Raw genomic sequence first — 24,872 nt, 5'->3', positions numbered from 1 at the left:
TTCCGGCGGCTCGGTCTTTCCCGACAATAAGGCGTTTCGGAAGCTGCGTTTTGCCCGCTGTCTAAAAAAATGGCAGCCTTTTTAGCTTCAATGTCTAATACGGAACTTTTGGAAATTTGCCAAAAATGGGCGCAAAAAAAGCAGCAAATCTTTTTCGGATTTACTGCTTCATGTGCTGCTGCGGGGCGGCGGGATATTCAGTTTTTATGTTATCGGTCAGGCCGGAACTTGAACAGGCTTTCAATCAGCTTTGTTTTGATGTAGTCCTCCATATCAGAGTTATAATAGCCGTTCATTTTGGAAAAGTAGCGGATATATCCGGCGTAGCGGTCAAGGACAGCTTGTATCGCTATGGGGTCGCCCTCATGTGCCTTTATAATCGTGTCATAGGGGAGAAGTCGGTTACTCAGAGGACAGCACCTCCATTTCTTCTTTCAGCCGCTTCAAGGCAAGCTGGATATGCCGCCCGATTGTGCTGCGTGTCCAGCCGCATTGTTCTCCGATTTCTTTCTGTGTCAAGTGCTGGAAGTAATACAAAAAGATTTCCTCCTGTGTCTGTTCCGGCAATCGGGCAAGAGCAGCCGCAAGAGAACAGCTATCTAAAAGTATCGTCTGCCCTCGGACAGAAAACGGATAAGTTTCGCCATAGTCCGGCACTTGAAAATACTCGTCTGTGGTGCTTAATGGGACAAACTTTTCTTCGGTCAAGTATTCAAGGGAGATTTCCCGTCTCCACCTCGCTGCCAGCATACGGGCAGCGTCAAAGGACGCATGGCGAATAACAATCCGGCAATAGGTATCATGGGTATAGCGGATATGTTCTTGATAGGCTTCGTATTCAGTCACGGAAAATCCCCCTTTCTTCGATTATGGGAAAGGGCGGCAGCACTTTTTGCTGTCGCCCCTTGATTACCCACCAGCAAGGACAGACGGGGCTGTCAACGGTGGGCGCAGCCCATTCACTTGCGGTTGACTGGCTCGGCTGGATTTGCTATTTATATTATCATTCTTGTGTTTTTGCTTCTTGTCTGTTGTGCATGATTTGTATTTGATATACAAGAACGGGAATCAGAGAAATCAAAGCAAGCACACCAAAAACAATCGAATGATTTATAACTGCAAATATTGCAAACATAAGCAGTATCAACAACCATGGATTACGCAGATTTCTGTAATAGTTTTCCTTGTCCTCATAGGAAGTATGAAGTTCAAACGGCTTTCCATCATTCTCTTTTTCTACAATCAACAATTCACGGTTGAAGGTTGTAGTGTTGGTCGCAATGCGTCCGCCTTTTTCAGCCCATGGACGCCAACGCACCTTACCGACAGAATAGTTAAGATTGATATTTTTGAAAAATACCTTATAGCCCATATCTTCCAAAAAGAGGGAATAATCTTTTGCATTCTCTTTCGATTTTTCTCCGATAAATTCTACACAGTATTTTACTTCATTAGGTTTACATTCTTCAAACTCATATAACATTTTCCCCGCTCGAATAAGACGATAGCCCTTCTCCGACATTTTATTCAGCCAATTCGCCTGTGCATTCAACAGACCACCAAAAAAATGATAACATTTTTTTCTCATACTGTACCTCCAATAATTCCACTTGCAACCTCTACAAGTTCATTAAGCCTTACAAGTTCTTTTTTCGCAACTTCTTTTCCCAGTGAGGTAATGATGTATTCTTTTTTTCTACCTTCACAATCTCCGCAAGGCTTAATCCATTTCTTTTCCTGCAAAGAGTTTAGCGCACCATACAAAGTGCCTGCTCCCAATGAAAGCCGCCCACCTGTTTTTTCTTCGATAAATTGCATGACAGCATATCCATGTTTTGGAGCATAGAGAGAAAGTAAAATGTAAAATGTCACTTCTGTAAGCGCACCACCTTTCATATTATCACGCATTGTTTATCCTCCTTGTTACGGTTACTGTAATAAATATATCACTAACCGTAATAGAAGTCAACAGCGTTCAAAGAAATTTGGAAATATGAAAATGAAGCAGCAACATCTTGGTGTTACTGCTCCATTCTTATACGGTATAGCGGTAGCCTTGGCTGCCTTTGTCTTGGTTTAGCTTCTTTACCGCACATGAGCATTCGCGCCCGGATTGTCGTTGCCGTAGCCCTCCATGAGATTGATAACGCCCCAGATACCAAGCCCGGCTCCAAGTGCTACAACAAGGGTCTGCAAAACGTCTACTGCGCTATTGAAAAATGCCATAAATAAATCCTTTCTGCCGCGTCTGCGGCTGTCCGGCAAGCGGACAAAAGGCGGTCAGCGTATGCCGCCGCATAAAAAAACCGCCCTCTGGTAAAGGCGGCTGTCCCCGCGCTGCGTAAGTTCTGCGGCGCGGCGGTATTCAGTTGTAGGGGGGTGCGGCTCCTGCCGCTGTGTGCTGCGCCGGAAAGTAGGGGCGCGTATCATGTAGCCGATATTGATATATGTGATTGCTTCGATTCCTCCTTTCGGTGTCCCGCTGTGCTGCCGGACGGGTATTATTCAGACTTGCGGGAAGTGAATAGCTTGCATAGCAAGGTGTTCGCTTCCCGCAAGTTCACAAAGGGGTAGCTGCCGCAAGGCAGCGTAGGGGAAGTGTAGCTTCCCCTGTCCCCCCCTCCCCGGCGGTCTGCCATGCTGTCACTGTTGAGGGATAAGCCCCCGGCGCGTGACATACTCCGTTGCAAAACGGCGGTGTTCCGCTTCCTTTTCCCGCCAATACTCCCATAATGCAGCGTCGGCGGCTTCCGCAACATTCATTAAAAACCGTTCAAGCTGCTTTTGTTTTTCCTCTGCGCTACGTTTCCTCATGGTCTGCGTCCTCCTGTAAGTCTGCTGCGTCAATCTCGTAATAGTCAAAAACCTCGTCGGGCTTGACAATGGCGGGGCGGCGTTTAAGGTGCTTTTCCATGTCAAAGGCGTTCTTCGGGTCTGCGTCGGATAGGTACTTGTATTTCGGGTGTTTCGTTATGTCGAATTTGTCCGAAAAGAACGGGCGCACCCCGCGTAGCTGCAAGATACATTTCCCTCCGTCCATGACTGCGATTTCATCTTCCGTCATAAGCTGCTTTCCCAATTTCTGATAGTTCAGCCCATGCGAAAGCTCCCGCCCCCTTGTTTCGGAAGTGTTGAAGCTGTCTATCGTTTCCTTGCCTAAAATCTCCGATATTTCTTTGAGCGTGGTTTTTTCCTTGCCGCCCAAGAAAAGCGTGGTGTCGCAGTTGCCGACTATGGTATCGGCGTTGTCCTTGTAGATTGCCTTTAGCTGTGACTGGCTCTGCAAGATGATTGACGCGGAGATTTCCCGGCTCCGTATGGTTGCGATTAGTTTCTCAAATTTGGGGATTTGCCCGAATAGCGATAGGTAAGCCTCTGGCGTTTCCACCTCGGGCTTTTCCCCCGCTCCACACCGTGCGTGATAGTTTCCCATCACACGGCGTTCCACCGACTAAGATTACTTTTTAGTGCCTATATAGTCCTCGAATTGTATTTCCTCCAACTCTCTGTGTTTTCGGAGTTTATTGATTTTATCTTTCATTTCTTCGGTCAACTGTAAGTCTTTAAGCAACTTTCCAATTTTTACAGGATTCGTTGCTCCAACCAGTTCTGACACCTCTTTTGACAGGATAATCAAATTCCTGTAAGTGTCGTTTCGCTCTCCCTTACATGGTTTGATATGCACACATACCATATCTGATATTGACAGGGCATTGTGCGTTACCGCACATTTGCCTTTTTGTGCGATATATCTCGAAAGAGCGTTGTCTGCCATCTCCAACGTAGGGTAGAGATGTGCATTTTCCATCATGTATTTCATAACATCGTAGCTGATACAGTTTTCGATGTCTGAATACTTCCTCACATATTTATTGACTTCACGCCTTTTATATTTGGGGTATTCATAAGCCACATATCCAACAGGGATAATCATTCTTCCCTTTATCCATCGGAACTGCTTAGACTTTCCATACTTTTCCTGAATAAACTTGCTGGTTATCTCGCCTTGACGTTCTATGGGGTAACAGCGGTTATTATGATTCATGCCGTTACTTTTTCCCGTTACTTTAAAGGCGATTTCCGCAAAGTCTGCTGATACCATAGTTGCCATACAGTAATAGTTGTGCATTCCCATAACCATTGCATTATAAAGACTTATATTTCGGTCTATCTCGCTTTGTTTGCTCGGATTCTTTATGTCTTTCCAAACGTCACTTAGCTTTTTAATGACCTTTGCTTTACTCTTGTCTGCCATGTGGGAACGTATTACCCACTTACTGCCTTTTGGTACAACCTTAAATTTGATACCGAGGAAAGTAGTGTAATTCTTCCGCAAGTTTGTGATACCCGACTTTTCTCCACTGGTCTGTAAATGCAGATTTTCTGCCAACCAGAGTTTTGTGGCACACATTACCTTTTTCGCCGTTGCATAATCCCGACAGAATAGCTTAAAATCATCTGCATACCTTACGATATACATTTCTTTCAAATCGGTTTTTGCTCTCAGCTTATTCCATTTCTGCGTTCTGTCTACTGTGAGGACGTTTCCCTCTTTATCAGTCTTGTTAAACTCTAAACCTGTTTTACCCTCTTTGATTTTGAACATTTCCCACTGACTGGCAATCCACCAGTCCAGTTCATTCAATACAACATTTGCAAGAAGTGGGGATAGAATCCCCCCTGTGGTGTACCCGTTTCGGGAGTGATTATAATGTCATTGAACAGGATTTCCGCTTTCAGCATCTGCTTGATTATCATAATCAGCTTTCTGTCCTGTATGCCGATTCCCCACAACTGCCGAATCAACTTACTGTGGTCGATATTATCAAAGAAGCCAACAATGTCTACATCTACTACAAAGTGCAGATTCTGCAACTGTGCCATTTTATAGCATTGTGCGATTGCATTCTGAGTTGACCGATATGGTCTGAAACCATTGTTCCGCTCATGAAATTTCGCTTCACAAATCGGCTCCAGTATCTGTAAGATACACTGTTGTATCAGTCTGTCCCAAATACTCGGAATCCCTAATGGGCGGGTTTTTCCGTTGTCTTTCGGGATTTCAACTCGTCTAACCTTTTTTGGCTGATAATAGTTCAACTTATTTCTGACGGTTTTAATGACCGATTCGATGGGCAGTGACTGTATCGCTACAATCGTTTTCCCATCTGTGCCGGGAGTTTTGCTCCCACTATTTTTACAGATATTTCGATATGCAAGTATGATATTCTGCTCTGACACAATCAACGGCATGAGCCTGTCAAATGTCTTTCCATTCTGGCTGTCCTCAAATAATCGGTAGCCTGTTTCTTTAGCGTCATACCTTTCTGCATTTCGCTCTGCTTTGTTTACAATTCGTTTTGCCATAGTAACCAGCTCCTTATCAGAGAATGATTTTTTCTTAGTCGCACCACGACAGCTATGAAAATCTCCATTTTGGTGATTACTATATAGGCATGAAAGAAAATCTTAGTATCGGCTTGAGGCTATCCCTCCACCGCTTATTGTTACGGCTTCACAGGTACTGTGCCTCTACTCTCACAGCCACTAATGCACTTATTATAGAAAGGCTCTTTCAATCCCTTTCCTTTTCGATACAACTACGGTACTTTTTCCGCTGATACAGTCAGCTCCCGTATTGGCTGCTTTCCACGTTCCGCATAACTTAGGATTGTTGCCACTTAGGTCGTTCCTTTAGCCCTGCAAGCATTATCTTCGAGCGAATCCCTCAAGATACCTGTGTCCTGTAAACACAGAGGGCATTTCATACTAACAACTTTTACTTTGCCCCGCTTGCGTACCCATTGGTACACTTGCATTTCTGCAAGCCATTCGTTTAGAGCCGTACATTCGGAATCTTTGTCAGACCGCCTTTTTGGTCATTCTAACCATATGGCAACCCCACCCGCACCGTCACACACAACCCGTACCTCTACGAATCTTTCCTCGCCATTAAGCGTTAGGGTGTGCTTCGCACGACTTCCCCGAGCTTATAACCCCAACCGTCTGTATTCGGCTGACGCTATTCGGAGTATTAGTGAATCCCCTTCAGGGCGTTACCCCGTCATTTGAGATTTCAGTTATGCAGTTCTCTAAAACCACATTTATTTAATTGTTTGTGACTTTAGGCTACGCTTTTGTCGGTTATTCCCACCGTTTTAGGCGTAGAACGTGTCACACTATTCGCAAATTCATCAAGTAAGCACCGTACATGGACGGGAAGCCGCCCGCCGTATTCATCATCTGCTTTGTCGCACAAGAGGTTGAATAGCTGTGTGTAGAGAATACTCACGACAAAGTTAAAGGTGTCGTCGGTGTCGCTGATAATCACGAAAAGGGCGGTCTTTCTGTCACCTATGGTGTCAAGCTCCATTTCGTCGGTTTCCATAAGCTCCCGCAGCTCCTTAATGTCGAATGGGGCTAACCTCGCGCCGCATGAGATAAGTATGCTTTTTGCGGTCTTGCCCGCCGCCAGTTTGTATTTTTTGTACTGCTTGACTGCAAAATGTTCCGGGTCTTTTTCTTCCAGACGTTCAAACATGAGGTCAACCGGGTTCTGGAAATCCTCGTCGTCCTCGCGGGCTTCCGACGCATTTATCATTTCAAGCAGCGTCGTGAAGTTCTTCTCGTCCTCTGGGGCTTCATACCAGATATAGCCGATTAGTGCGGTGTAGTAGAGCTTTTCCGCTTTCACCCAGAAATCCTCGCCGGATTTTTCCCCGTCGCCTTTGGTGTTGGCGATAATGGTATTGACTAATTTCAAAATGTCCTTTTCGCTCCGCAGATAGGCAAAGGGATTGTATTTCATGGATTTTTTGAAGTTAATCGTATTTAGCACTTTGATACGGTATTTGTACCGCTGCAACATTTTCCCGGTTTCCAAAATCAGTGATAGCGATAGGTAAGGCTTTGAAGTAATCTCCACCTTTTCCCCCGCTCTACACCGTACATGATGCTTTCGCATCATACGGCGTGCCATCATACTCAAGTAAATTTATAAGTTATCTTTTCTTAATTGGTAGTAATCCATAATTTTCACGCAATCGGTTGAATCTCCGTCTTTGCTTGTCGTCCATATTGAATCTCTTCATTATTCTGATAGTTTCTGAAATATCCTCTGTCATAACAGCTCGCCATATTTCCTCTGAAATAAATGCGATATTAGTATGCTTGTCTGTACCACCTTCACCTACTGGAATTTTCCTTATACATTTCATTTGATGTACATTCAGCCTATTTCCCATGACATAGCAGTTCCCCTGTTGCACGAGGTATGCAGAAATACTATTATCATTAAATTCAATGCTTTCATTAGGATTCCTATACTTCATCACATTTCGTAATTCCTGTGTTTCTACACATTGGACAGATTTATGAATCTTTTCTCTTCCTTTTGCTGTATAGCTGGTAATATCTTGTGAGAAATTTATAGGATGTTTGTGATGAACTCCTGTAAGTGGCAGTAGTGGCATTTTGCCTACTGTTATAATTTTGGTTTCTTTCTTGATTCCTACAGTTTTCTGTTGAAATTCATAGGGCGTTTCCGCAAACGGAATTGTACTTCCAATACATGATAATCTGGTTCTAAAGGTTGGTAAGAGAGCGTAATTAACATCCGTTAGATTGTTATATATGTTGGTAGCAATACAGTAATAATTCTGTATCCCTATCACTGCCATGTTATAGGCATTGATTCTACCAACAGTTGTGTGTTTCCTTATATTAATCACTTTTGCCTTTAATTCAGCAGTAATCTTTTTGATGGCTTTATCGCTCATATCAGTTTTAGCAATGTATCCATATCTGGTCTTGCCTTTTGGCAGGACTTTAATTTTGAATCCCAGAAAATCAGAAGAGTTCTTTCGGAGATTAACAACTTTGGACTTCTCCGGACTAATGTCGAGTTTTAATCTTGACTTTAAAAAGTCTATTGTCGCATGATAATATCTTTGTGCATCAGTATAACTTCTGCACATAATTTTAAAATCATCAGCGTAACGCACCACATACCCATCTTTTAGATTTGTATATTTTCGTGCATAACTCAACCAGCCCTTACTTCCTTTCATGTTGCCTTTCTTCACTCCATTTGGTGTAAAAGTCTCCCACTGGCTACTTACCCACCAATCAAGTTCATTCAGCACAATGAGCGAAAGTAGCGGACTAATCAGCCCACCTTGCGGTGTACCCTTGTCCGGTATTCCTTCTCCTTCAATTTCTGATTTTAATATTTTGCTAATGATACATAGCAATCGTTTATCTCGTATACCTAATGTCCATATCTGTTTTAGCAGCTTTCCGTGGTTTACATTATCAAAGAAGCCCTTGATGTCCACATCCACACAATAATAATGTTTATACATATTTACCATGCTGACAACTCTGCTGACCGCATGGTGGGCATCTCTATTTTGCCGGAATCCATATGAGTGATTATGAAACTTAGGTTCACAAATCGGCTCTAACACCTGTAGGATACACTGTTGTATCAATCTATCCCAGATACATGGAATCCCTAACGGACGCTTTTTATCGCTTCCGGGCTTAGGAATAAAGACCCTCCTGACTGATTGCGGATGATAATCTGCTAATTGTTTTCTGACAGTTTCAATTACTTCCCTGTCCGATAGACCTTTGATATCCTCGATTGTTTTACCATCTGTACCAGCGGTTTTACTTCCGCTATTGGTTTTTAGGTTTCGGTATGCCAGGCAAATATTCTGCTCTGAACCGATAATTTCTAATAACTTATAAAAGTTGTTACCATTTTTGCTCTGCTGATACAACTCATCGAATGCTTTCTGCATATCGTAATATTCGTTGTACCGGAGCTTAGCTTTCTTTTGTATGGTCTGTAACCTCCTATCTGGGAGTTATTACATCTCTTAGTCTTACTCGAACCCATACCATTTGTAACTTATTTACTCTAATATATGACTAGTGGCTATCCCTCCACCGCTTGTTATCACGGTTTCATCGGTACTATGCCACCGCTTTCACTGACATTATCTCCCTTATATCATCGCTAATCTCACGATGACTTTCCCGTTCGATACGTTTCATAGACAGTAAAATCTCCACGCTGTCAGCTTACGACGTTCCGAATGCGTTATCTGTTCCTATATACCCGTAGGTTCCCATCTCTGAGCCTGCTACCACATCAATGCCTGTAACATTGCACGGATTTTCATAAAGGCAGAAGTCTTACTCACCCGCAGTAGCAACACTAGTTGTGTTACTAAGCATTTATACTTAGTCCCGATATAGACCCGTACATTCGAGGGTTCGTCAGTGGATTATGTAACATCCACCATTCTAACCATAGGTATTTTATAGACTCCCGGCATATAGGATACACCATCCACCTCTGGACAGCTTTCGTCAACTACTATTGTTACGGTATCTCTCTGCCGACTTCACCGGGCTTCTGACATTTCAATGTTTACTCATTTCCATGCCAGCCGGAGTATTAGAGTAGCCTTTCAGGGCGTTACCCCTTCATTCGACTATTCACGCATTCAGTTCTCCAACTCGAACTAATTTCATTACAATAAACAATGATTCAGTTGAGATGTGCCAGTCCTTTTCAGACTGGAACGTCTCGCACTTCCTTTCGGGTCAGTGACGATATACGACGTTGGAAAATCCTTTGACGTACATTGCATGAGCGACGGTTTCACAAAGAACCGGGTCTTGCCGCTGCCGGAACCGCCGATTACAAGAATATTTTTGTTTCTTGCGTATTTCGGCTGCTTCGGGCGGCTGTTCATGGTGAGCCGTTCCGTCTGCGTTAAGGGGATATTGTTCTCAAATACCGGGTCTGTGTACGGCTTTATGTCGTCAGCCCCGCCCCAACGCGCCGAACCGTATTCTGTCCCGCGGCGGTATTTCTTCGCGTTCTTGCCTTTGGTGTAGATAATCAGCCGGACAATGACCGCCCCCGCAATGCCGATAAGTAAGTCTGCCGGGTGGAAGCTCGGCGCGATACTGGAAAAGGCGGTGGTAAAACCGTCCCCAAGATGTAGCAGCTTTGCGCTTGCGTCCGCGCCGGGGGATAGACGGACAGCCGCGCCCACTTTATCAAAGAGCCAGACAAAGAGCAGATACGGGAGATTTAGGATAAGCAGCTTCTTGATTTCCGGCTTCATAGCGATACCTCCCTGTCCTTGTTCTTGACCTTTGCCCGTTCCGCGTTCTTGCCCTGTGCGGCTTCTTTGAGCGTAGAGAGCAGCTTTCGGATAGAGGGCTTTTTCTCCTGTGTCAGCTTCTTTGCGGAAAACTCCTTAAAGGCTGCGGTCAGCACGTCCGCGTCCCGCCCCTTGAAAAAAACCAGATAGCGGGGCGGGCTTTCCGTTGCGTCCTTTTTCAGCGCAAAGTCGATACCGTACTTTTTCGCCGTACTCTCAAAGGCTTTGATATTGCCCTCGGTAATCTCAATGTTGGAAACGCCCGCGTTCTGCTTCATAAGCTGCTTTAAGCTCTGCTTTCCCTGTGGCGGTTTTGCAAGCTGCTTTTTGCCCTTTGACAGTATGGCTTTCATTGCCTTTTGGAGCGTCTGGGCGGTCAGCTTCCCGGTCTTGATGTAAAGGGCTATGGTCTTTTCGTTTACTTCGTCCTGCAATTCCTCGCGTCCTCCTTTCGCGTTTCTTTATGGGGCGGCGGTCAGATACGCACCCGCAGCCCGTTCAAGTCCTCGGCTCTGATACCCACAAGATACCAGTTGTCGCCGTACTCAATCCGGGTCGGCTTCCACTTGCCCCGCACGAATACGTCAAAGCACTCACCGCAATGCAAGCCCCCGTAGTAGCTGTTTAAGTCAAAGCGAATGTCGTAACGGTCGGTGCGCTCGTCAAATACCAATGCTCCTGTCATTTTCTGTGCCATAATAAAATCCTCCTTTTGTTGTTTTACAGGCTTTCGCCCGGTTTGAATGAATAATAGTCCGGGTCGCCGTACTGCGGCTTCTTCGGTGACAGTGCGCCGCTTGCCATGTCATGGGCGACAAGGGAAGTGTAATAATTGCCGATAGTGGACGGGGCGTTGAAAAGGGCTGCTTTCAGATATTGCTTGATGTTGCGGATTTTCGTTGTGTTCTCCCGCATACAGTCAAGCACAAAGCGGATATGCTCGCCGTCCAGTTTCATAAACTTAGATTTCACAAGCTCTGCCGGGTAGTCGTCCCCCGCAATCCGTACCCGCTTTCTGGCGGTGCATACGGTTTCAAGCATGAGGTCTACAATCTCGTCCAGCCTGTCCCCGTCAAACTTCATGTCCTGTTTGAGAATGTGGTAGTCGATATTGTCCTTGATGATTTCCCGGTATATATCAACTGCGCTCTGTGCTGCCGCTTCCGTTCCTTTCCGTTCCGGCGGCGTAGCCGCTTCTCTGCAAGGAGAGGGGTTAGGGGAAAGGATAGGAATGGAATGGGTACTTGATAAATCTGTATTTGATTTTTCTTTTTTTGGTAAGTCAGTTCTTTGTATATCTTTATTTAATTGCGTTGGATTTTCCAACGTAGGTTTTTCCAATGTTGGTTTTTCCTGCGTTGGATTATCCAATGTTGGATTTTCCAATGTAGGTAAATCCGGCGTAGGCGGCTGCGGCTGCTCGAATATCACATAGTCCGCGCCCCGCAAGCGTCCTTTCTCGTCGCGCTCCCTTGACCGAACGATATACCCGGCGCGTTCAAGCTCCTTAATGGCTTCGCGGATAGCGTCTATCTTCTCCCGGTTGATAAGGGATAAGCCTTTCAAGGTGTAGTCCCAATCTTCGGGGAGTGACAGCATTTGCGACAACAGCCCTTTTGCCTTTAAGGAAAGCTCCTTGTTGCGTAGGTGGTGGTTGCTCATTACGGTGTAGCCCTTGTTCCGTTCCACTCTGAAAACTGCCATAGTAAATCACTCCTTTTGCTGTGGATTTGTTACGCAGTAGAAGCGCGGTTTCGGGGGATAAGGTATAAATCCCTTGCCGCGCCAGATACGCGCCCGCAAAATCGCTTGTAGCAAGGCTTTTTCTGCCCCTACTGCGTAACAAAGGGCATAAAAAAGCGGCGTTCCTGTTCTCCCATGTAGAGAGTAAGAAACGCCGCTTCTGCGTCGTATTCAGTTTTTAGTACAATACCCTGCTTGTCCGTCGCTCGAAAAACCTTGATTTTCCAGTGTTTTCAAAAGTATCGTTATCTAACGTCAGCTTTCAACCGCCCCGGCTTTACCGCCCTGCTGGAAGAAATCGAAGCCGGACGGGTGGACACTCTGGTAGTAAAAGACCTTTCAAGGTTTGGCAGAAATTACCTGCAAGTCGGCTATTACACAGAGATTGTATTCCCGAAAAAGGGTGTTCGCTTTATCGCTATCAACAACAATGTGGATAGTGCCAATCCAACCGAAAATGACTTCACACCGTTTTTGAATATCATGAACGAGTGGTACGCCAAAGACACCAGCAACAAAATCAAGGCTGTCTTTAAGTCCAGAATGAAAGAGGGACTAAGGTGCAGCGGTGCTATCCCCTATGGCTACAAGCGTATCAACGGAGATAAGCAGACCCTTGTTGTGGATGAACCGGCTGCTGAAATCGTCAGAAAGGTGTTCCGTCTTGCCTGTCAAGGTATGGGCGTGACGGCGATTGCGGAACAACTGACCGAAGAAAAGGTGCTGATACCATCTGCATATACGGCAAAGTATTTCCCCGAAAATTGCAGAAACAGGAGCTTCAGCGACCCTTACCGTTGGAACGCAAATACGATTGGTCATATTCTGGACAGGCAGGAATATCTCGGTCATACCGTGTTGGGCAAATCCATCTGTGAGAACTTCAAGACAAAGCAACGCAGAGCCGCAACGCCGGAAGAACTGATGATATTCCCCGATACCCACGAAGCCATCATTGACCAAGACACATGGGACATTGCCCAGAAGCTCCGTGTTCGTGCAAAACCGAGAGCCGCAAACGGAACTTATTCCCACCGTTTGTCCGGCATGATCTATTGTGCGGATTGTGGTTCACGAATGGGATTCATCAGCCCCGAAGCAAGGCAAAGCGGAAAACATTATGATTCCGATTCTGCTTTTCAATGTGGCAATTATCGAAATCAGAACAATGAATGTGTTTCCCACTTCATTAAAACCTCCGCTCTGGAAGCGGCGATTTTGCAGGCAATCAAAGCGGTCAGCCAATATGTCATTGAGAACGAAGCAGAGTTTATTTCCCAGCTCAAGACCGTATGGAATGAGAGCAAATCCAAGTCAGCCAACAACGGACAGCAGGAAATTGACGAAGCCAAGAAACGAATGGCTGAACTGGATGCAAAGATACAGAAGCTCTATGACAGTGCCATCAGCGGTCTGTTGCCGGAGCGACAGGCACAGCGAATGATACAGCAGTACGATGAAGAACAGCTTATGCTGGAAAAACGAGTTGAGGAATTGCAGGGACAGATACAAGAGGAAGAAGTTGAGAAAATCGACACCAACCGCTTTATCGCCTTAGTCAACAAGTACCGAAACTGCGAGGAACTGACGGACACCATGCTCTATGCCTTTATTGACAGAGTGGAAGTCCACGAAGCCACAGGTGGTCGCACCGTTTACCGTCAGCAGAATATCGACATTTATTTCAACTTCATCGGCAACTACTATCCCCCTGTTGAAACTGTTTCCGAAGAAGAACGCATTGCCGCCATCGAAGCCGAGCAGTTGCGAAAGAAGCAGGAAAAGGCGAAACGAGCCGCAGAGGTTCAGAAACAGAAAAAAGCAGCATTGATGAAAGCTGTTGAAGCCGGAGACCCGGAAGCTATTGCTGAATATGAACGCAAACTTGCCTTGCAGCGTGAGCGAAACCACCGCAGACAGCAGAAAATCAAGGAAGCCAGAGAAGCCGACCCTGCCTATATCGCCCAAATGGAAGAAAAGGAACGCTTACAGCGTGAAAAGCTACTGGAAGCGGAACGCAAACGGACAGAACGAGCCAACAGGCAAAAGAAACTTTCCCGAAAGGAGCTGAAAGAAGCCGCCAAGACAGACCCGAAAGCCGCCGAGGAATGGCAAGCCTTGAAAGAAAAAGAAGCCGTAGCCAGACAGCGAAAAAAGGAGCGTGAGGAAGAACGCATGGCGGCAGACCCCGAATATGCCGCTATGATGGCAGAACGCAAGGCTGAATACACGAGGACAAGAACTGCCAAGCGACAGGCAGAGCGTGAAGCCCTTGTAGAGCTTGCCAAGACCGATGAAGAAGCAGCAAAGAAGCTGGCTGAAATGCGAAAGTATCAGAGCCAAGCTACTGTCAGAAGCTATCAGAAAATGAAAGCCGATGCAGAAGCCGGAGACCCCGATGCAATCAAACGCTATGAAACTACCCTTGCCAAACGCAGGGAAGAATATCACAGAAAGAAAGGTGCTTGAATATGGAACTGAATTTTATCAAATGTGGAGACTACTACATCCCCGACATCAAGCTGAAAAATCCGAATATCCGTCTTGGCAAGTGGGGACGGATGCGAAAGGAGTATCTGCGACTGGCTAATCCAGTCCTGTTCTCCGACATGGTGCTGAATGAAACTCTCTATGAGCATTGTGCGGAGATTGAGGAAACCGCCAAGAAGCGTATGGAAATCATCGTGCCACAGCTTGCAAAGGCATACGGCGTGACGGAGCAGCTCAAAGCCGAAAATCAAATCGAATGGGTTCGCCAGATGAACGCTTGTGTTGCACAGGCTGAGGAAGCCATCAAGGGCGAGCTGATTTACTGCTGAGAAAGGAGCGTGAATTTATGATTTTAGAAGCAATCTTCAATGGAGAGATTTATCCGGCAGAAACGGTAGTACCGAAATCAGAGAAGTTTCGGGAAGCAGGACAGGCAATCGCAGACATCATGCGATACTTTGAGCAGACATTGAGCAAAGAAGATTATGCGAAGCTGGATAAGCTCAATGACAATTTTGCAGACTGCCAGACTATGCAGACCGAGGAACATTTCAAGTATGGTTTTACAATGGGCGTTCTGCTGATGAAAGAGATATACGAACTGCCCGACTTTAAGTAAAAAAGTCAAGTGCAGAACCAACAATTTAATATCGTGAGCAAAGCGACAGGTATTTCTATTCTGAGTATCTGTCGCTTTTATTTTATCAACTATCAAGGAGGACTTTTGAATGAAAATGAACCTGAAGGAAATGAAAACCCTGTATACCTTTGGCTGTCCGAACCGTGAAGCAACGGTTGAGCGTTTGCGTTATGTAGCTGCCCTTACTCCTGATCCGGCGGCAAAGAAACTGTTCTATATGCTGTCGGTCAAGCTGAGTGACGAGAAGTGCGACAAATGGTATCGTCGTTTCTACTACAATCTGCGTTTGCAGATGCAGGAATACTACCAGCACAAGGCAGTCATTATGGATAGCTACTGGAATCATCACATGGAGAAAAGTTATGGCGAAGCTGACGAAGTATGAAAAAGAAACTATCATCCTCTTTAATGAGGGCGAGGACACAGCCAGTATCTACACCTACAATGCCAGCCTGCGAAAGCGACTGGCATTGTTCAGTAAAAAGCACCCCGATCTCTGCCGACTGGAAAAATCCCATGAGCAAGGCGGTGTGACTTATCTTCTGGACAAGTCCAGACTTTCTATCCGTCTGCAACCGCCGTACAGCGAGGAACGCAGACGAAAAGCAAGCGAGAACGCCAAGCAAAACGGTTTCAATAGCCAGATGGAATGATGTAGCATTTTGGGTTGATTTGCGGTCAAAATGTCGGGTCTGCACTTGATGTTTTCTTTGGCTGTTAGCTGAAAAATACAGATTATATGAGGTGTACAATGTTGAATTAGAAATACAGATATGATATACTTCGAGTAAGGACATAGTCCTGCAATTATAAATTATAAACATAAGCTGTATACGGAAAGAAGGATTTTGATATGAATTATAAGCATCCTAATTTATTCGTTATGATACCATACGAAGAACGCAATAGAGTATCAGGCTATTTTGATTTAAGCGTTGTTGGAGAAGAATATGCAAAGTTACTTGGTGATTTAACAGATGAATTATCAACATATGCCGTGTCTAAAAATGATGTTGGAGAAAATGCTGTAATTATCCCAATACTGAGAGCAGGAATGTCTATGTCAAATAGATTGACAAAAAGGTTGCCTAAAGCAGATGTTGCACGAATTAGCATGAGACGTAATTTGCATACATTAAAACCATTTGTTGCTTGGGATGAATTTGAACAGATAAAAGAACCAGAAAGTAAAAGAGTTTTTATCACAGATCCGGCACTTGCTACAGCTGGTAGCATTTTGAAAACACTGGAACACATGAAAAAGTATGGTTTCAAAGATGAAAATGTAGTTATTATGGCAATGTTCGGATGTCAATCTGGAATAGAACGAATTTTTAAGGAGCATCCAGAAGTGAAGCTATTTTTAGTCCATATGGCAGACGGAATTAGAGAAGATGGGTATTTACTGCCGTATAATGGAGATACCGGAGATAGATTATATGGAGTAAGAGAAAATGAATATGTAATTTGATAATGTGGAGGTAAAATTATGAATTCCAGAGAATTATTAAATGCGCTAAGTGTCGCTGAGCGTTTAAAAGATACGACAAGGCATTGCTATACATCGAAAGGAAGACACGAGAGTGTAGCAGAACATAGCTGGATGATGACGCTGATGGCTTTTTTTATGCGGGATGAGTTTCCAGATGTTGATATGGATAAAGTTATTCGTATGTGTATTATTCATGATTTGGGTGAATGCTTTACAGGAGACATTCCTACCTTTGATAAAAAGCAAGTGCATGAGGATATAGAAGAAAATTTACTATTTAACTGGATAGATACGTTACCGTCTTATTATGCAGAAGAAATGAAAGCTCTATATAATGAGATGACAGAAAGAAAAACTGTCGAAGCTAAGATATATAAAGCTATTGATAGCTTGGAAGCTTTAATTCAGCATAACGCTTCTGATTTATCTACATGGATTCCGAAAGAGTATAAATTAAATTTGACTTATGCAGATGACCGAGTGAGTTTTTCAGAATATCTTACTACATTACGACAAGCTATACGAGAGGATACACTTGCAAAGATAGAAAAATAGTTATAAGTATTGTCTAAGCCAAAGGCGATCAACCGTAAAAAGTTGGTCGCTTTTGTTTTATCCATTATTGCGAAAGGAGCTTGTCTATGAGTAAAGAAGAACTGGAAAAATTGGAGCGTGAGAAATATGTGGTCGAGCGAAAGCTGACCGCAGCCATGCACAAGGAAAAGCGATTGCAGAGCGAATTAAAGAGGTTGACCCGAAGTGAGCGAACCCACCGCCTTTGCACTCGTGCCGGAATGTTGGAAACCTTTTTGAAAGAGCCGACCACTCTGACCGATGATGATGTGATGGAGCTTTTGACTTTCATCTTTCACAGCGAAGCGGTTCAAAAGAAGTTGGATTTGCTGATTGCGAACCGAAAGGAATTGGGGCAGCCGAACGGGAGCTAAAAGACCCTTTTGGAAAAAGGGCGCAATTATACACCACCTAAAGGTTGTGCATTGCGTTCTGCCGAAAGCCCCTTGCAGGGAGCTGATGATTTCCGCAGTCTGCTCCAATCATACAGGGGAAGCTACACTTCCCCTGCGTTGGCTTTGCCAACTACCCCTTTGTGGACTTGCCGCCGGGAAACGATTGCAAGCAATCATTCCCCGACAGCAAGTTTATATTCCACCACCTGACCGCTGCTGAAAAGTATCGGTCATTTTTTTGCACCGAAAGGAGGTTCACACAAATTGCCAGTACCCCACTTCAATATCAAAATCACTCAGCGAAGCAAAGGCAACTCTGCGGTTGCCGGAGCTGCCTACCAAGCCGGAGAAAAGCTGTTTTCCGAGTATGACCAGAAAACCAAGAATTACACTTGCAAAAAAGAAGTGGTCTATACGGAAATCATGCTGCCCCCAAATGCTCCACCCGAATATGCAGACCGAGCAACCCTCTGGAACTCCGTTGAAGAAATCGAAAAGCAATGGAACTCACAGCTTGCAAGACGGTTTGTTGCCGCCCTGCCCAGAGAAGTCCCGATGGAGCTGTTACCGCAGATGGTCAAAGAATACTGCGAGGAACAGTTTGTTTCAAAGGGAATGTGTTGTGATTTCGCAATCCATGACCCCGATCCGCCGGGACACAATCCCCATTGCCATTTCATGCTGACCATGCGAGCCATTGATGAAAATGGAAAATGGATGCCTAAGAGCCGCAAGGTTTATGACCTTGACGAAAACGGCGAGCGTATCAAGCTCCCATCCGGCAGATGGAAAAGCCATAAGGAAGATACCGTTGACTGGAACGAACAGTACCATGCCGAGGAATGGCGGCATGGTTGGGAAATTGTTCAGAACAAATATCTGGAACTTGCCGGAAGTCCAGAACGGATTGATATGCGTTCCTATGAAAGACAGGGACTTGACATTATCCCGACAGTCCACATGGGAACGGCTGTCTCTGCGTTGGAGCGAAAAGGCATTGCCACCAACATCGGCAATCTCAACCGAGACATTAAAGCCGCCAACCGCATGATGAACGCTATCCGCAGCACTATCAAAAGTCTGCGTGACTGGATTGCTGACATTCTGGAAGCCACCAAAGAAGTCATTGCAGAAAATGAAGCGGAAAAGAAAAATGCTTCTCCGAACCTTGCCGTTCTACTGCGTGATTATCTGAATCTGCGAAAGGCAGAGCGTAGCGAATGGTCGAGATACGGACAGCAGAAAGGCACGACCGATGATTTGAAAACCATTTCCCAAGCGACCGTCTATCTACAACGGCATGAGCTTTTCACGCTGGAAGATTTGGACATTGCCCTGCAAGGGGTGAGTGAAAAGGCTACTGCCATTCGTGAAGATATGCAGAAAGCCGCTAACCGCATGAAAGCCATTACCGCCATTCAGACCGCCGTTGCTGATTGTGAAAAGCATAAAGCAGTCCATGACAAGTATATCAAAATCGGCTGGAAAATCCGAAAGGAAGCCTATGTCGAAAGTCATAAGGACGAGCTGACCGCTTTTAATAAGGCATACCGCATTCTGAAAAAGCATGGTGCTGATTTGAATGTGGATTTGAAAGCCTTGCAAAAAGAATATGACGGTCTGCGGACTACTCACGCTGATCTGAAAGAACAGCTTGCCGCAGTCAATGAAGAATTGAAGCCGATGAAAGATATTCGCTACTGGGTTAGCAAGGTTCTATCGCCGGAACAGACGGGAGAGAAACAGCCAGAGCCGAAGCATTCTCTCAAAGAACGCTTGCAGTATGAGCAGGAACAGAAGAAACAGAAACAGGTGCAGAAAGCACCCAAGCAGAAAAAACAGGATATGGAACTTTAACAGGCACTTGCCGTTTTCATTTGGAAAATAGCAGGTGCTTTTTCTATTTCAGGAGGAAATGCCTATTGAATTTATTTGAAGCAGTAAAACAGAATGTAACAACCCGACAGGCGGCAGAACGCTATGGAATCCGTATTAGACGAAACGGAATGGCGGTCTGCCCCTTTCACAATGATAAGAACCCCAGCATGAAACTTGACCGCCGCTTTCATTGCTTTGGCTGTCAGGCAGATGGAGACGCAGTTGACTTTGTTTCCCGACTGTTTGGCTTGCCGAGCAAAGAAGCCGCCATGAAGATAGCTGATGATTTTGGTATCAGCTATGACAGCAGACAGAAACCGTCAATCAGACCGAAAATCCGAGAGCCTACCCCGGAGCAGAAATATCAGCAGGAAGAAAATCACTGCTACAAGGTGCTGTCCGATTACTTCCATCTTCTGAGGAAGTGGGAAAAGCAATACGCACCGCAACGGACGGATGAAGTGTGGCACCCGCTTTTTGTGGAAGCATTGGAGAAGAAAAGCTATATCGAATACCTGCTGGATATTCTTCTCTATGACACTCCCGAAGAAAAGAAAGCTCTTGTAGCCGAGCAGAGAAAAGAGGTGATGAAACTTGAACAGCGAATTGCAGGACACACAGCCGAGCATGACCGTGGAAGAAGTCAGAGGAAGTCTGGACTTGACCGATAACGGAGCAATCAAGAACAGCATACGCAACTGTCTGACCGTTTTTCAGAATGACCCCGTTCTGCAAGGTGCTGTCAGATATAACATTCTTACCGAGCGTATCGACATTGTGAAGCCGCTTTGGTGGAGCAAGCAGACAGCGACCTTGACCGACACGGACTTAAATTATCTCATGCTCTATCTGGAAGATAAATATAGTCTGACCAGCGAGAAGAAAATACAGAAAGCCCTTTCCATTATCGCTGACAGCAACAAGTACCACCCTATCCGAGATTATCTGAACGGTCTGGAATGGGACGGAACAGAACGCATCCGCTATGCCTTGCCCCGATTTCTCGGAGCAGAGGAAGGCGAGTACACTTATCAGGCATTACGGCTGTTCATGTTGGGAGCAATCAGCAGAGTGTTCAAACCCGGCTGTAAGTTTGAAGTTATGCTCTGCCTTGTGGGTGGACAGGGTGCAGGAAAGTCCACTTTCTTCCGTCTGCTGGCAGTCAAAGATGAATGGTTCTCCGATGACCTGAAAAAGATTGACGATGACAATGTGTACCGTAAAATGCAGGGGCATTGGATTATCGAAATGTCGGAAATGATTGCCACAGCCAATGCCAAGAGCATTGAGGATATTAAGTCCTTTATCAGCAGGGCGAAAGAAACCTATAAAGTGCCGTATGAAACCCATCCGGCAGACCGCTTGCGACAATGTGTGTTCGGAGGTTCTTCCAACACGATGGACTTTCTACCCCTTGACCGAAGCGGCAACCGTAGATTTCTGCCTATCATGGTACACCCTGAAAATGCAGAGATTCACATTCTGGAAGATGAAGCCGCATCCAGAGCGTTCATTGATATGATGTGGGCAGAAGTCATGTTCATCTATCAGAACTTCCCTGTAAAGCTGACCTTATCAAAGGATATGGACAAGGAACTGAAAGAACTGCAAAAGCAGTTTATGCCGGAGGACACGAAAGCAGGACTGATCCAGTCTTTCCTTGATAACTTCAAAGGTACACAGGTCTGCTCCAAGCTGATCTATGCAGAAGCTCTGAACCACCCTTTTGATGAGCCGAAGCAATGGGAAATCCGAGAAATCAATGAAATCATGAACAACAGCATTGAGGGATGGAGACCGTTTTCCAATCCACGCAGCTTTGCCAAGTATGGCAGACAGCGAGGGTGGGAACGCATACCACCGCCCGACAACGAGCCATCGGCAACAGGCTCAAATCTGACGGACGGTTTTCGTGAACTGACCGAGGAAGAAGCCCGACAGATGGAATTACCGTTTTGAAAAAATGACCGTGTTGCCGACTATGTTGCTACCCCGTTGTCAAGTCCGTTGCAGGGCAAATCTCTTAAAAGTCCTTTATTTACAAGGGATTTTCTTCTCTGGCAACAAAAGCAACGGAGAAATCAAAGAAAAAAGTAAAAATAGTAAATAAGCCAGATAGGACTATGTTCGAGGTTTTTTGAAGTCCGTTGCCGGACTTCGTTGCCGACCACACACCCTGTCTGGCTTTTTCCATTTCAAGGAGGTATTGCATGACACAGAACACAACCACAGCAAAAGCACACAAGGCAACCCCGGTAGGAACATTCAACATGAGAATGGGAAACACCACCTATGTTATCGGCGTTCATTTCAGCAAGGAAAGCAAGGACACCTTAGAGGACAAGATGAAGCGGTTAATGCGTGATGATGTGAAAGCGGCGAATTTCTGAATTGAAAATAATTTGTGACTTTTCCGTTTTCTATCTTGACGAAACGCTTCCGAAGGGAACGATCATTATTGAGTGCGGAAAGATGCTGGTACGGCATGGATATAAAGTGAAAGTATTGAATACGATCAATTTTTCCAAGAGTATGCACTACAACCCATTCCACTATATTCATTCAGAAAAAGATATTCTGAAACTGGTGAATACTATCATGGTAAACACCAAAGGGGAAGGGGAGAAGTCCAGTGAGGATTTCTGGACGAAGGCAGAAAGGCTTCTGTACTGTGCATTGATTGGCTATATCTGGTATGAAGCACCGGAGGAGGAACAGAACTTTGCGACGCTGCTTGAATTTATCAATGCATCGGAAACAAGGGAAGATGATGAGACATTTAAAAATGCAGTAGATATGCTGTTTGAGGAACTGGAGAAAGAAGAACCGGAACACTTTGCGGTACGCCAGTATAAAAAATATAAATTAGCCGCCGGCAAAACGGCAAAGTCGATTCTTATTAGCTGTGGAGCCAGACTTGCTCCATTTGATATTGCAGAGCTTCGTGAGATCATGAGCTATGATGAAATGGAACTGGATATGGTAGGAGATCAAAGAACAGCATTGTTTATCATTATTTCAGATACCGATGATACGTTTAACTTTGTTGTGGCAATGATGTACAGCCAGTTATTTAACCTGTTATGTGACAGGGCGGACGATGTACACCATGGAAGGCTGCCATATCACGTCAGAATATTAGCTGATGAATTTGCAAATAGTGTGACACGTTCTACGCCGAAAACGGTGGGAATAACCGACAAAAGCGTAGCCTAAAGTCACAAATAATTTAATAAATGTGGTTTTAGAGAACTGCATAACTGAAATTTCAAATGAAGGGGTAACGCCCTGAAGGGAATTCACTAATACTCCGAATAGCGTTAGTCGGATACAGACGATTAAGGTTATAAGCTCGGGGAAGTCGTGCGAAGCACACCCTAACACTGCAAGGTGAGGAAAGGTTTGTAGAGGTACAAGCTGTGTGTGACAGTGCGGGTGGGGTTGCCATATGGTTAGAATGACCAGTAAGGCGGTCTGACAAAATTCCGAATGTACGGCTCTAAACGAATGGCTGGCAGAAATGCCAGTGTACCAGTAGGTACGCAAGTGGGGTAAAGTAAAAGTTGTTAGTATGAAATACCCTCTGTGTTTACAGGACACAGGTATCTATAAAGATAATACTTGCAGGGCTAAAGGAATGACCTAAGTGACAACAATCCTAAGTTATGTGGAACGTGGAAAGCAACCAATACGGGAACTGACTGTATCAGTGACAAAGTACCGTAGTTGTGTTGAAAAGGAAAGGTATAAAGGAATCCTTTCTACAATAAGCACATTTATGGTTGTGAGAGTAGTGGCACAGTACCGATGAAACCGTGATAATAAGCGGTGGAGGGATAGCCACAAGCCGATACTAAGATTTCCTTTATGTCTATATAGTAATCACCAAATGGAGATTTTCATAGCTGTCGAGGTGAGATGAAGAAAAAATCATTCTCCAATAAGGAGTTGGTTACTATGGCAAAACGAATTGTAAATAAAGCAGAAAGAAATGCAGAAAGATATGACGCAAAAGAAACTGGATATCAGTTATATGAAGGCAGTCTGAAAGGTAATAAATTTGACAGGCTTATGCCCCTGATAGTATCAGAGCAGAATATCATACTTGCATATCGGAATATCTGCAAAAATAACGGGAGCAAAACTCCTGGAACAGATGGGAAGACAATAACAGAAATTCAGTCACTCCCAATCGAAACGGTCATTAAAACCGTCAGAAATAAATTGAACTTTTATCAGCCTAAAAAGGTCCGGCGTGTAGAAATACCAAAAGACAATGGAAAAACCAGACCATTAGGAATCCCAAGTATATGGGATAGACTGATACAGCAATGTATTCTGCAAATACTGGAACCGATTTGTGAAGCAAAATTTCATGAACGAAATAATGGGTTCAGACCATACAGGTCAACGCAAAATGCGATTGCTCAATGCTATAAAATGGCACAGTTGCAAAATCTGCATTTTGTAGTAGATGTGGATATTGTTGGATTCTTTGACAATATTGACCATAATAAGCTGATTCGGCAGTTGTGGGGACTTGGAATACAGGACAGGAAACTGATTATGATAATCAAACAGATGCTAAAAGCAGAAATCCTGTTTAATGACATTGTAATTACCCCGGAAACAGGTACACCACAGGGGGGATTTTATCCCCACTTCTTGCAAATGTAGTATTGAATGAGCTGGACTGGTGGATTGCTAATCAATGGGAGATGTTTAAAGTCAAAGATGGAAAATCCGGACTGGAATTTTACAGGACTGATAAGGAGGGAAATATCCTCACAATAGACAGGTCACCAAAGTGGAAAAAGCTGAGGGAAAAGACAGAACTTAAAGAAATGTACATCGTAAGGTATGCAGACGATTTTAAGATATTCTGTCGGGACTATGTAACAGCTAAGAAAGCCATGTATGCAACAAAATTATGGCTTACAGAACATTTACATCTGCAAACAAGCGATGAGAAATCTGGAATCACAAACCTGCGTAAGAACTATACAACTTTTCTTGGAATCAAATTTAAAGTTGTTCCAAAAGGTGATAAATGGATAATCCGTTCACATATAGCCGACAAAAGTAAAGATAAGGTTATCAATAAGCTGCGGACTGTCTGGAAAGATATCAAAAATCCAAGCAAGCAAAGCGAAATTGATAAAAATATAAGTCTTTACAATTCAATGGTTATGGGTATGCACAATTATTATTGTATGGCAACAATGGTATCAGCAGATTTTGCAGAAATCGCCTATAAAGTGAATGGGAAAAGTAACGGTATGAACCACAATAACCGATGTTTTCCGATAACAAAAACGGGTGAGATAACCAGTAAATTTATCCAACAAAAGTATGGAAAGTCAAAGCAGTTCCGATGGATAAAAGGAAGAATGATTATTCCAGTAGGGTATGTGGCGTATGAATATCCAAAATACAAAATGGTGTTGTATCATAAAAGTTGACACCCTATTCTC

Annotated in this window: 24 protein-coding genes and 5 pseudogenes; 14 read left to right on the top strand and 15 right to left on the bottom strand. The window is 44.5% G+C overall.

What is annotated here, in order from left to right; all coding sequences use genetic code 11:
• Positions 1–209: 209 nt before the first annotated feature.
• From AC6I5B_RS16640 to AC6I5B_RS16570, 15 genes and pseudogenes are all read right to left on the bottom strand, one after another.
• Entirely contained in the window at positions 210–347 is a 138-nt protein-coding gene (locus tag AC6I5B_RS16640) for a helix-turn-helix domain-containing protein (protein ID WP_497773776.1), read from the bottom strand.
• A 55-nt stretch (positions 348–402) separates the two neighbouring features.
• Complete coding sequence (locus tag AC6I5B_RS16635) at positions 403–846, bottom strand: RNA polymerase sigma factor (protein ID WP_215665635.1); 444 nt, start codon at positions 844–846, stop codon at positions 403–405.
• 157 nt (positions 847–1,003) lie between these two features.
• Positions 1,004–1,588: a DUF2812 domain-containing protein gene (locus AC6I5B_RS16630; RefSeq protein ID WP_055247169.1), complete on the bottom strand. Its 585-nt coding sequence runs from the start codon at positions 1,586–1,588 to the stop codon at positions 1,004–1,006.
• A complete protein-coding gene (locus tag AC6I5B_RS16625) occupies positions 1,585–1,908 on the bottom strand; it encodes a PadR family transcriptional regulator (protein WP_055247170.1) in 324 nt (107 codons plus the stop codon). The genes AC6I5B_RS16630 and AC6I5B_RS16625 overlap by 4 nt, the downstream gene beginning before the upstream one ends.
• A 177-nt stretch (positions 1,909–2,085) precedes the next feature.
• On the bottom strand, positions 2,086–2,226 hold the full coding sequence (locus AC6I5B_RS16620; RefSeq protein WP_002586628.1) for a Maff2 family mobile element protein: 141 nt from the start codon (positions 2,224–2,226) through the stop codon (positions 2,086–2,088).
• 417 nt (positions 2,227–2,643) lie between these two features.
• A complete protein-coding gene (locus AC6I5B_RS16615; RefSeq protein ID WP_002569167.1) occupies positions 2,644–2,814 on the bottom strand; it encodes a hypothetical protein in 171 nt (56 codons plus the stop codon).
• Positions 2,801–3,355: pseudogene (locus tag AC6I5B_RS16610) on the bottom strand (type IV secretory system conjugative DNA transfer family protein); the annotation flags it as partial. The gene AC6I5B_RS16615 and the pseudogene AC6I5B_RS16610, both read right to left, overlap by 14 nt.
• A 102-nt stretch (positions 3,356–3,457) precedes the next feature.
• Positions 3,458–4,645 (bottom strand): RNA-dependent RNA polymerase family protein, encoded by a 1,188-nt coding sequence (locus tag AC6I5B_RS16605; protein ID WP_243097876.1) that lies wholly within the window; start codon positions 4,643–4,645, stop codon positions 3,458–3,460.
• Positions 4,642–5,367, bottom strand: coding sequence for a reverse transcriptase domain-containing protein (locus AC6I5B_RS16600; protein ID WP_201885414.1), 726 nt, complete (start codon positions 5,365–5,367; stop codon positions 4,642–4,644). The genes AC6I5B_RS16605 and AC6I5B_RS16600 overlap by 4 nt, the downstream gene beginning before the upstream one ends.
• Before the next feature lie 814 nt (positions 5,368–6,181).
• Positions 6,182–6,880, bottom strand: a pseudogene (locus tag AC6I5B_RS16595) (VirD4-like conjugal transfer protein, CD1115 family); the annotation flags it as partial.
• 121 nt (positions 6,881–7,001) lie between these two features.
• Positions 7,002–8,849 (bottom strand): group II intron reverse transcriptase/maturase, encoded by a 1,848-nt coding sequence (gene ltrA / locus AC6I5B_RS16590; protein ID WP_062807359.1) that lies wholly within the window; start codon positions 8,847–8,849, stop codon positions 7,002–7,004.
• A gap of 756 nt (positions 8,850–9,605) precedes the next feature.
• Positions 9,606–10,148: pseudogene (locus AC6I5B_RS16585) on the bottom strand (type IV secretory system conjugative DNA transfer family protein); the annotation flags it as partial.
• The gene (locus tag AC6I5B_RS16580; protein WP_002569165.1) at positions 10,145–10,621 is read right to left on the bottom strand and encodes a PcfB family protein; all 477 of its coding nucleotides are present in this window, start codon (positions 10,619–10,621) and stop codon (positions 10,145–10,147) included. The pseudogene AC6I5B_RS16585 and the gene AC6I5B_RS16580, both read right to left, overlap by 4 nt.
• A gap of 41 nt (positions 10,622–10,662) precedes the next feature.
• Positions 10,663–10,884 (bottom strand): DUF5348 domain-containing protein, encoded by a 222-nt coding sequence (locus tag AC6I5B_RS16575; protein ID WP_002569164.1) that lies wholly within the window; start codon positions 10,882–10,884, stop codon positions 10,663–10,665.
• Between the two features lie 23 nt (positions 10,885–10,907).
• Positions 10,908–11,891, bottom strand: a complete 984-nt coding sequence (locus AC6I5B_RS16570; protein WP_002569163.1) for a DUF6017 domain-containing protein — start codon at positions 11,889–11,891, stop codon at positions 10,908–10,910.
• 255 nt (positions 11,892–12,146) lie between these two features.
• On the opposite strand from AC6I5B_RS16570, the gene AC6I5B_RS16565 reads away from it, so the two are divergent.
• From AC6I5B_RS16565 to ltrA (AC6I5B_RS16500), 14 genes and pseudogenes are all read left to right on the top strand, one after another.
• Entirely contained in the window at positions 12,147–14,399 is a 2,253-nt protein-coding gene (locus tag AC6I5B_RS16565) for a DUF4368 domain-containing protein (protein WP_497773463.1), read from the top strand.
• A 2-nt stretch (positions 14,400–14,401) separates the two neighbouring features.
• A complete protein-coding gene (locus tag AC6I5B_RS16560; RefSeq protein ID WP_004612920.1) occupies positions 14,402–14,749 on the top strand; it encodes a TnpV protein in 348 nt (115 codons plus the stop codon).
• A 17-nt stretch (positions 14,750–14,766) separates the two neighbouring features.
• Positions 14,767–15,039 (top strand): DUF6809 family protein, encoded by a 273-nt coding sequence (locus tag AC6I5B_RS16555; protein WP_004612919.1) that lies wholly within the window; start codon positions 14,767–14,769, stop codon positions 15,037–15,039.
• Between the two features lie 109 nt (positions 15,040–15,148).
• A complete protein-coding gene (locus AC6I5B_RS16550) occupies positions 15,149–15,445 on the top strand; it encodes a hypothetical protein (RefSeq protein WP_004612918.1) in 297 nt (98 codons plus the stop codon).
• The gene (locus tag AC6I5B_RS16545; protein WP_004612917.1) at positions 15,423–15,713 is read left to right on the top strand and encodes a hypothetical protein; all 291 of its coding nucleotides are present in this window, start codon (positions 15,423–15,425) and stop codon (positions 15,711–15,713) included. Before AC6I5B_RS16550 ends, AC6I5B_RS16545 begins: the two co-directional genes overlap by 23 nt.
• Before the next feature lie 200 nt (positions 15,714–15,913).
• Complete coding sequence (upp, locus tag AC6I5B_RS16540) at positions 15,914–16,531, top strand: uracil phosphoribosyltransferase (RefSeq protein ID WP_004612916.1); 618 nt, start codon at positions 15,914–15,916, stop codon at positions 16,529–16,531.
• Between the two features lie 18 nt (positions 16,532–16,549).
• Positions 16,550–17,107 (top strand): HD domain-containing protein, encoded by a 558-nt coding sequence (locus AC6I5B_RS16535; RefSeq protein ID WP_004612915.1) that lies wholly within the window; start codon positions 16,550–16,552, stop codon positions 17,105–17,107.
• Between the two features lie 86 nt (positions 17,108–17,193).
• On the top strand, positions 17,194–17,499 hold the full coding sequence (locus AC6I5B_RS16530) for a DUF3847 domain-containing protein (RefSeq protein ID WP_004612914.1): 306 nt from the start codon (positions 17,194–17,196) through the stop codon (positions 17,497–17,499).
• Between the two features lie 285 nt (positions 17,500–17,784).
• Entirely contained in the window at positions 17,785–19,377 is a 1,593-nt protein-coding gene (gene mobQ / locus AC6I5B_RS16525; protein ID WP_004612912.1) for a MobQ family relaxase, read from the top strand.
• A gap of 65 nt (positions 19,378–19,442) precedes the next feature.
• Positions 19,443–20,069 carry a CHC2 zinc finger domain-containing protein gene (locus AC6I5B_RS16520; RefSeq protein ID WP_004612911.1) on the top strand — a complete coding sequence of 209 codons (627 nt, stop codon included), beginning with the start codon at positions 19,443–19,445 and terminating at the stop codon, positions 20,067–20,069.
• The gene (locus tag AC6I5B_RS16515) at positions 20,005–21,357 is read left to right on the top strand and encodes a virulence-associated E family protein (RefSeq protein WP_330409490.1); all 1,353 of its coding nucleotides are present in this window, start codon (positions 20,005–20,007) and stop codon (positions 21,355–21,357) included. The genes AC6I5B_RS16520 and AC6I5B_RS16515 overlap by 65 nt, the downstream gene beginning before the upstream one ends.
• A 251-nt stretch (positions 21,358–21,608) precedes the next feature.
• Positions 21,609–21,788 carry a transposon-encoded TnpW family protein gene (locus AC6I5B_RS16510; protein WP_004612908.1) on the top strand — a complete coding sequence of 60 codons (180 nt, stop codon included), beginning with the start codon at positions 21,609–21,611 and terminating at the stop codon, positions 21,786–21,788.
• Between the two features lie 43 nt (positions 21,789–21,831).
• Positions 21,832–22,557 (top strand): annotated as a pseudogene (locus AC6I5B_RS16505) (VirD4-like conjugal transfer protein, CD1115 family); the annotation flags it as partial.
• Positions 22,558–23,316: 759 nt separating this feature from the next.
• Positions 23,317–24,860 (top strand): annotated as a pseudogene (gene ltrA / locus AC6I5B_RS16500) (group II intron reverse transcriptase/maturase).
• Positions 24,861–24,872 lie beyond the last annotated feature (12 nt).

It is taken from the genome of Faecalimonas nexilis (assembly GCF_059731825.1).
Note: the sequence above shows the minus strand (reverse complement) of the source record. Positions and strands in the feature narration are given on the sequence as shown.

Coding starts and splice junctions, on each gene's coding strand:
- AC6I5B_RS16555 (WP_004612919.1), top strand. CDS start 14,767: ATGATTTTAGAAGCAATCTTCAATGGAGAGATTTATCCGGCAGAAACG.
- AC6I5B_RS16560 (WP_004612920.1), top strand. CDS start 14,402: ATGGAACTGAATTTTATCAAATGTGGAGACTACTACATCCCCGACATC.
- AC6I5B_RS16550 (WP_004612918.1), top strand. CDS start 15,149: ATGAAAATGAACCTGAAGGAAATGAAAACCCTGTATACCTTTGGCTGT.
- AC6I5B_RS16570 (WP_002569163.1), bottom strand. CDS start 11,891: ATGGCAGTTTTCAGAGTGGAACGGAACAAGGGCTACACCGTAATGAGC.
- AC6I5B_RS16600 (WP_201885414.1), bottom strand. CDS start 5,367: ATGGCAAAACGAATTGTAAACAAAGCAGAGCGAAATGCAGAAAGGTAT.
- AC6I5B_RS16510 (WP_004612908.1), top strand. CDS start 21,609: ATGACACAGAACACAACCACAGCAAAAGCACACAAGGCAACCCCGGTA.
- AC6I5B_RS16530 (WP_004612914.1), top strand. CDS start 17,194: ATGAGTAAAGAAGAACTGGAAAAATTGGAGCGTGAGAAATATGTGGTC.
- AC6I5B_RS16630 (WP_055247169.1), bottom strand. CDS start 1,588: ATGAGAAAAAAATGTTATCATTTTTTTGGTGGTCTGTTGAATGCACAG.
- AC6I5B_RS16575 (WP_002569164.1), bottom strand. CDS start 10,884: ATGGCACAGAAAATGACAGGAGCATTGGTATTTGACGAGCGCACCGAC.
- upp (WP_004612916.1), top strand. CDS start 15,914: ATGAATTATAAGCATCCTAATTTATTCGTTATGATACCATACGAAGAA.
- AC6I5B_RS16625 (WP_055247170.1), bottom strand. CDS start 1,908: ATGCGTGATAATATGAAAGGTGGTGCGCTTACAGAAGTGACATTTTAC.
- AC6I5B_RS16620 (WP_002586628.1), bottom strand. CDS start 2,226: ATGGCATTTTTCAATAGCGCAGTAGACGTTTTGCAGACCCTTGTTGTA.
- AC6I5B_RS16615 (WP_002569167.1), bottom strand. CDS start 2,814: ATGAGGAAACGTAGCGCAGAGGAAAAACAAAAGCAGCTTGAACGGTTT.
- AC6I5B_RS16545 (WP_004612917.1), top strand. CDS start 15,423: ATGGCGAAGCTGACGAAGTATGAAAAAGAAACTATCATCCTCTTTAAT.
- AC6I5B_RS16535 (WP_004612915.1), top strand. CDS start 16,550: ATGAATTCCAGAGAATTATTAAATGCGCTAAGTGTCGCTGAGCGTTTA.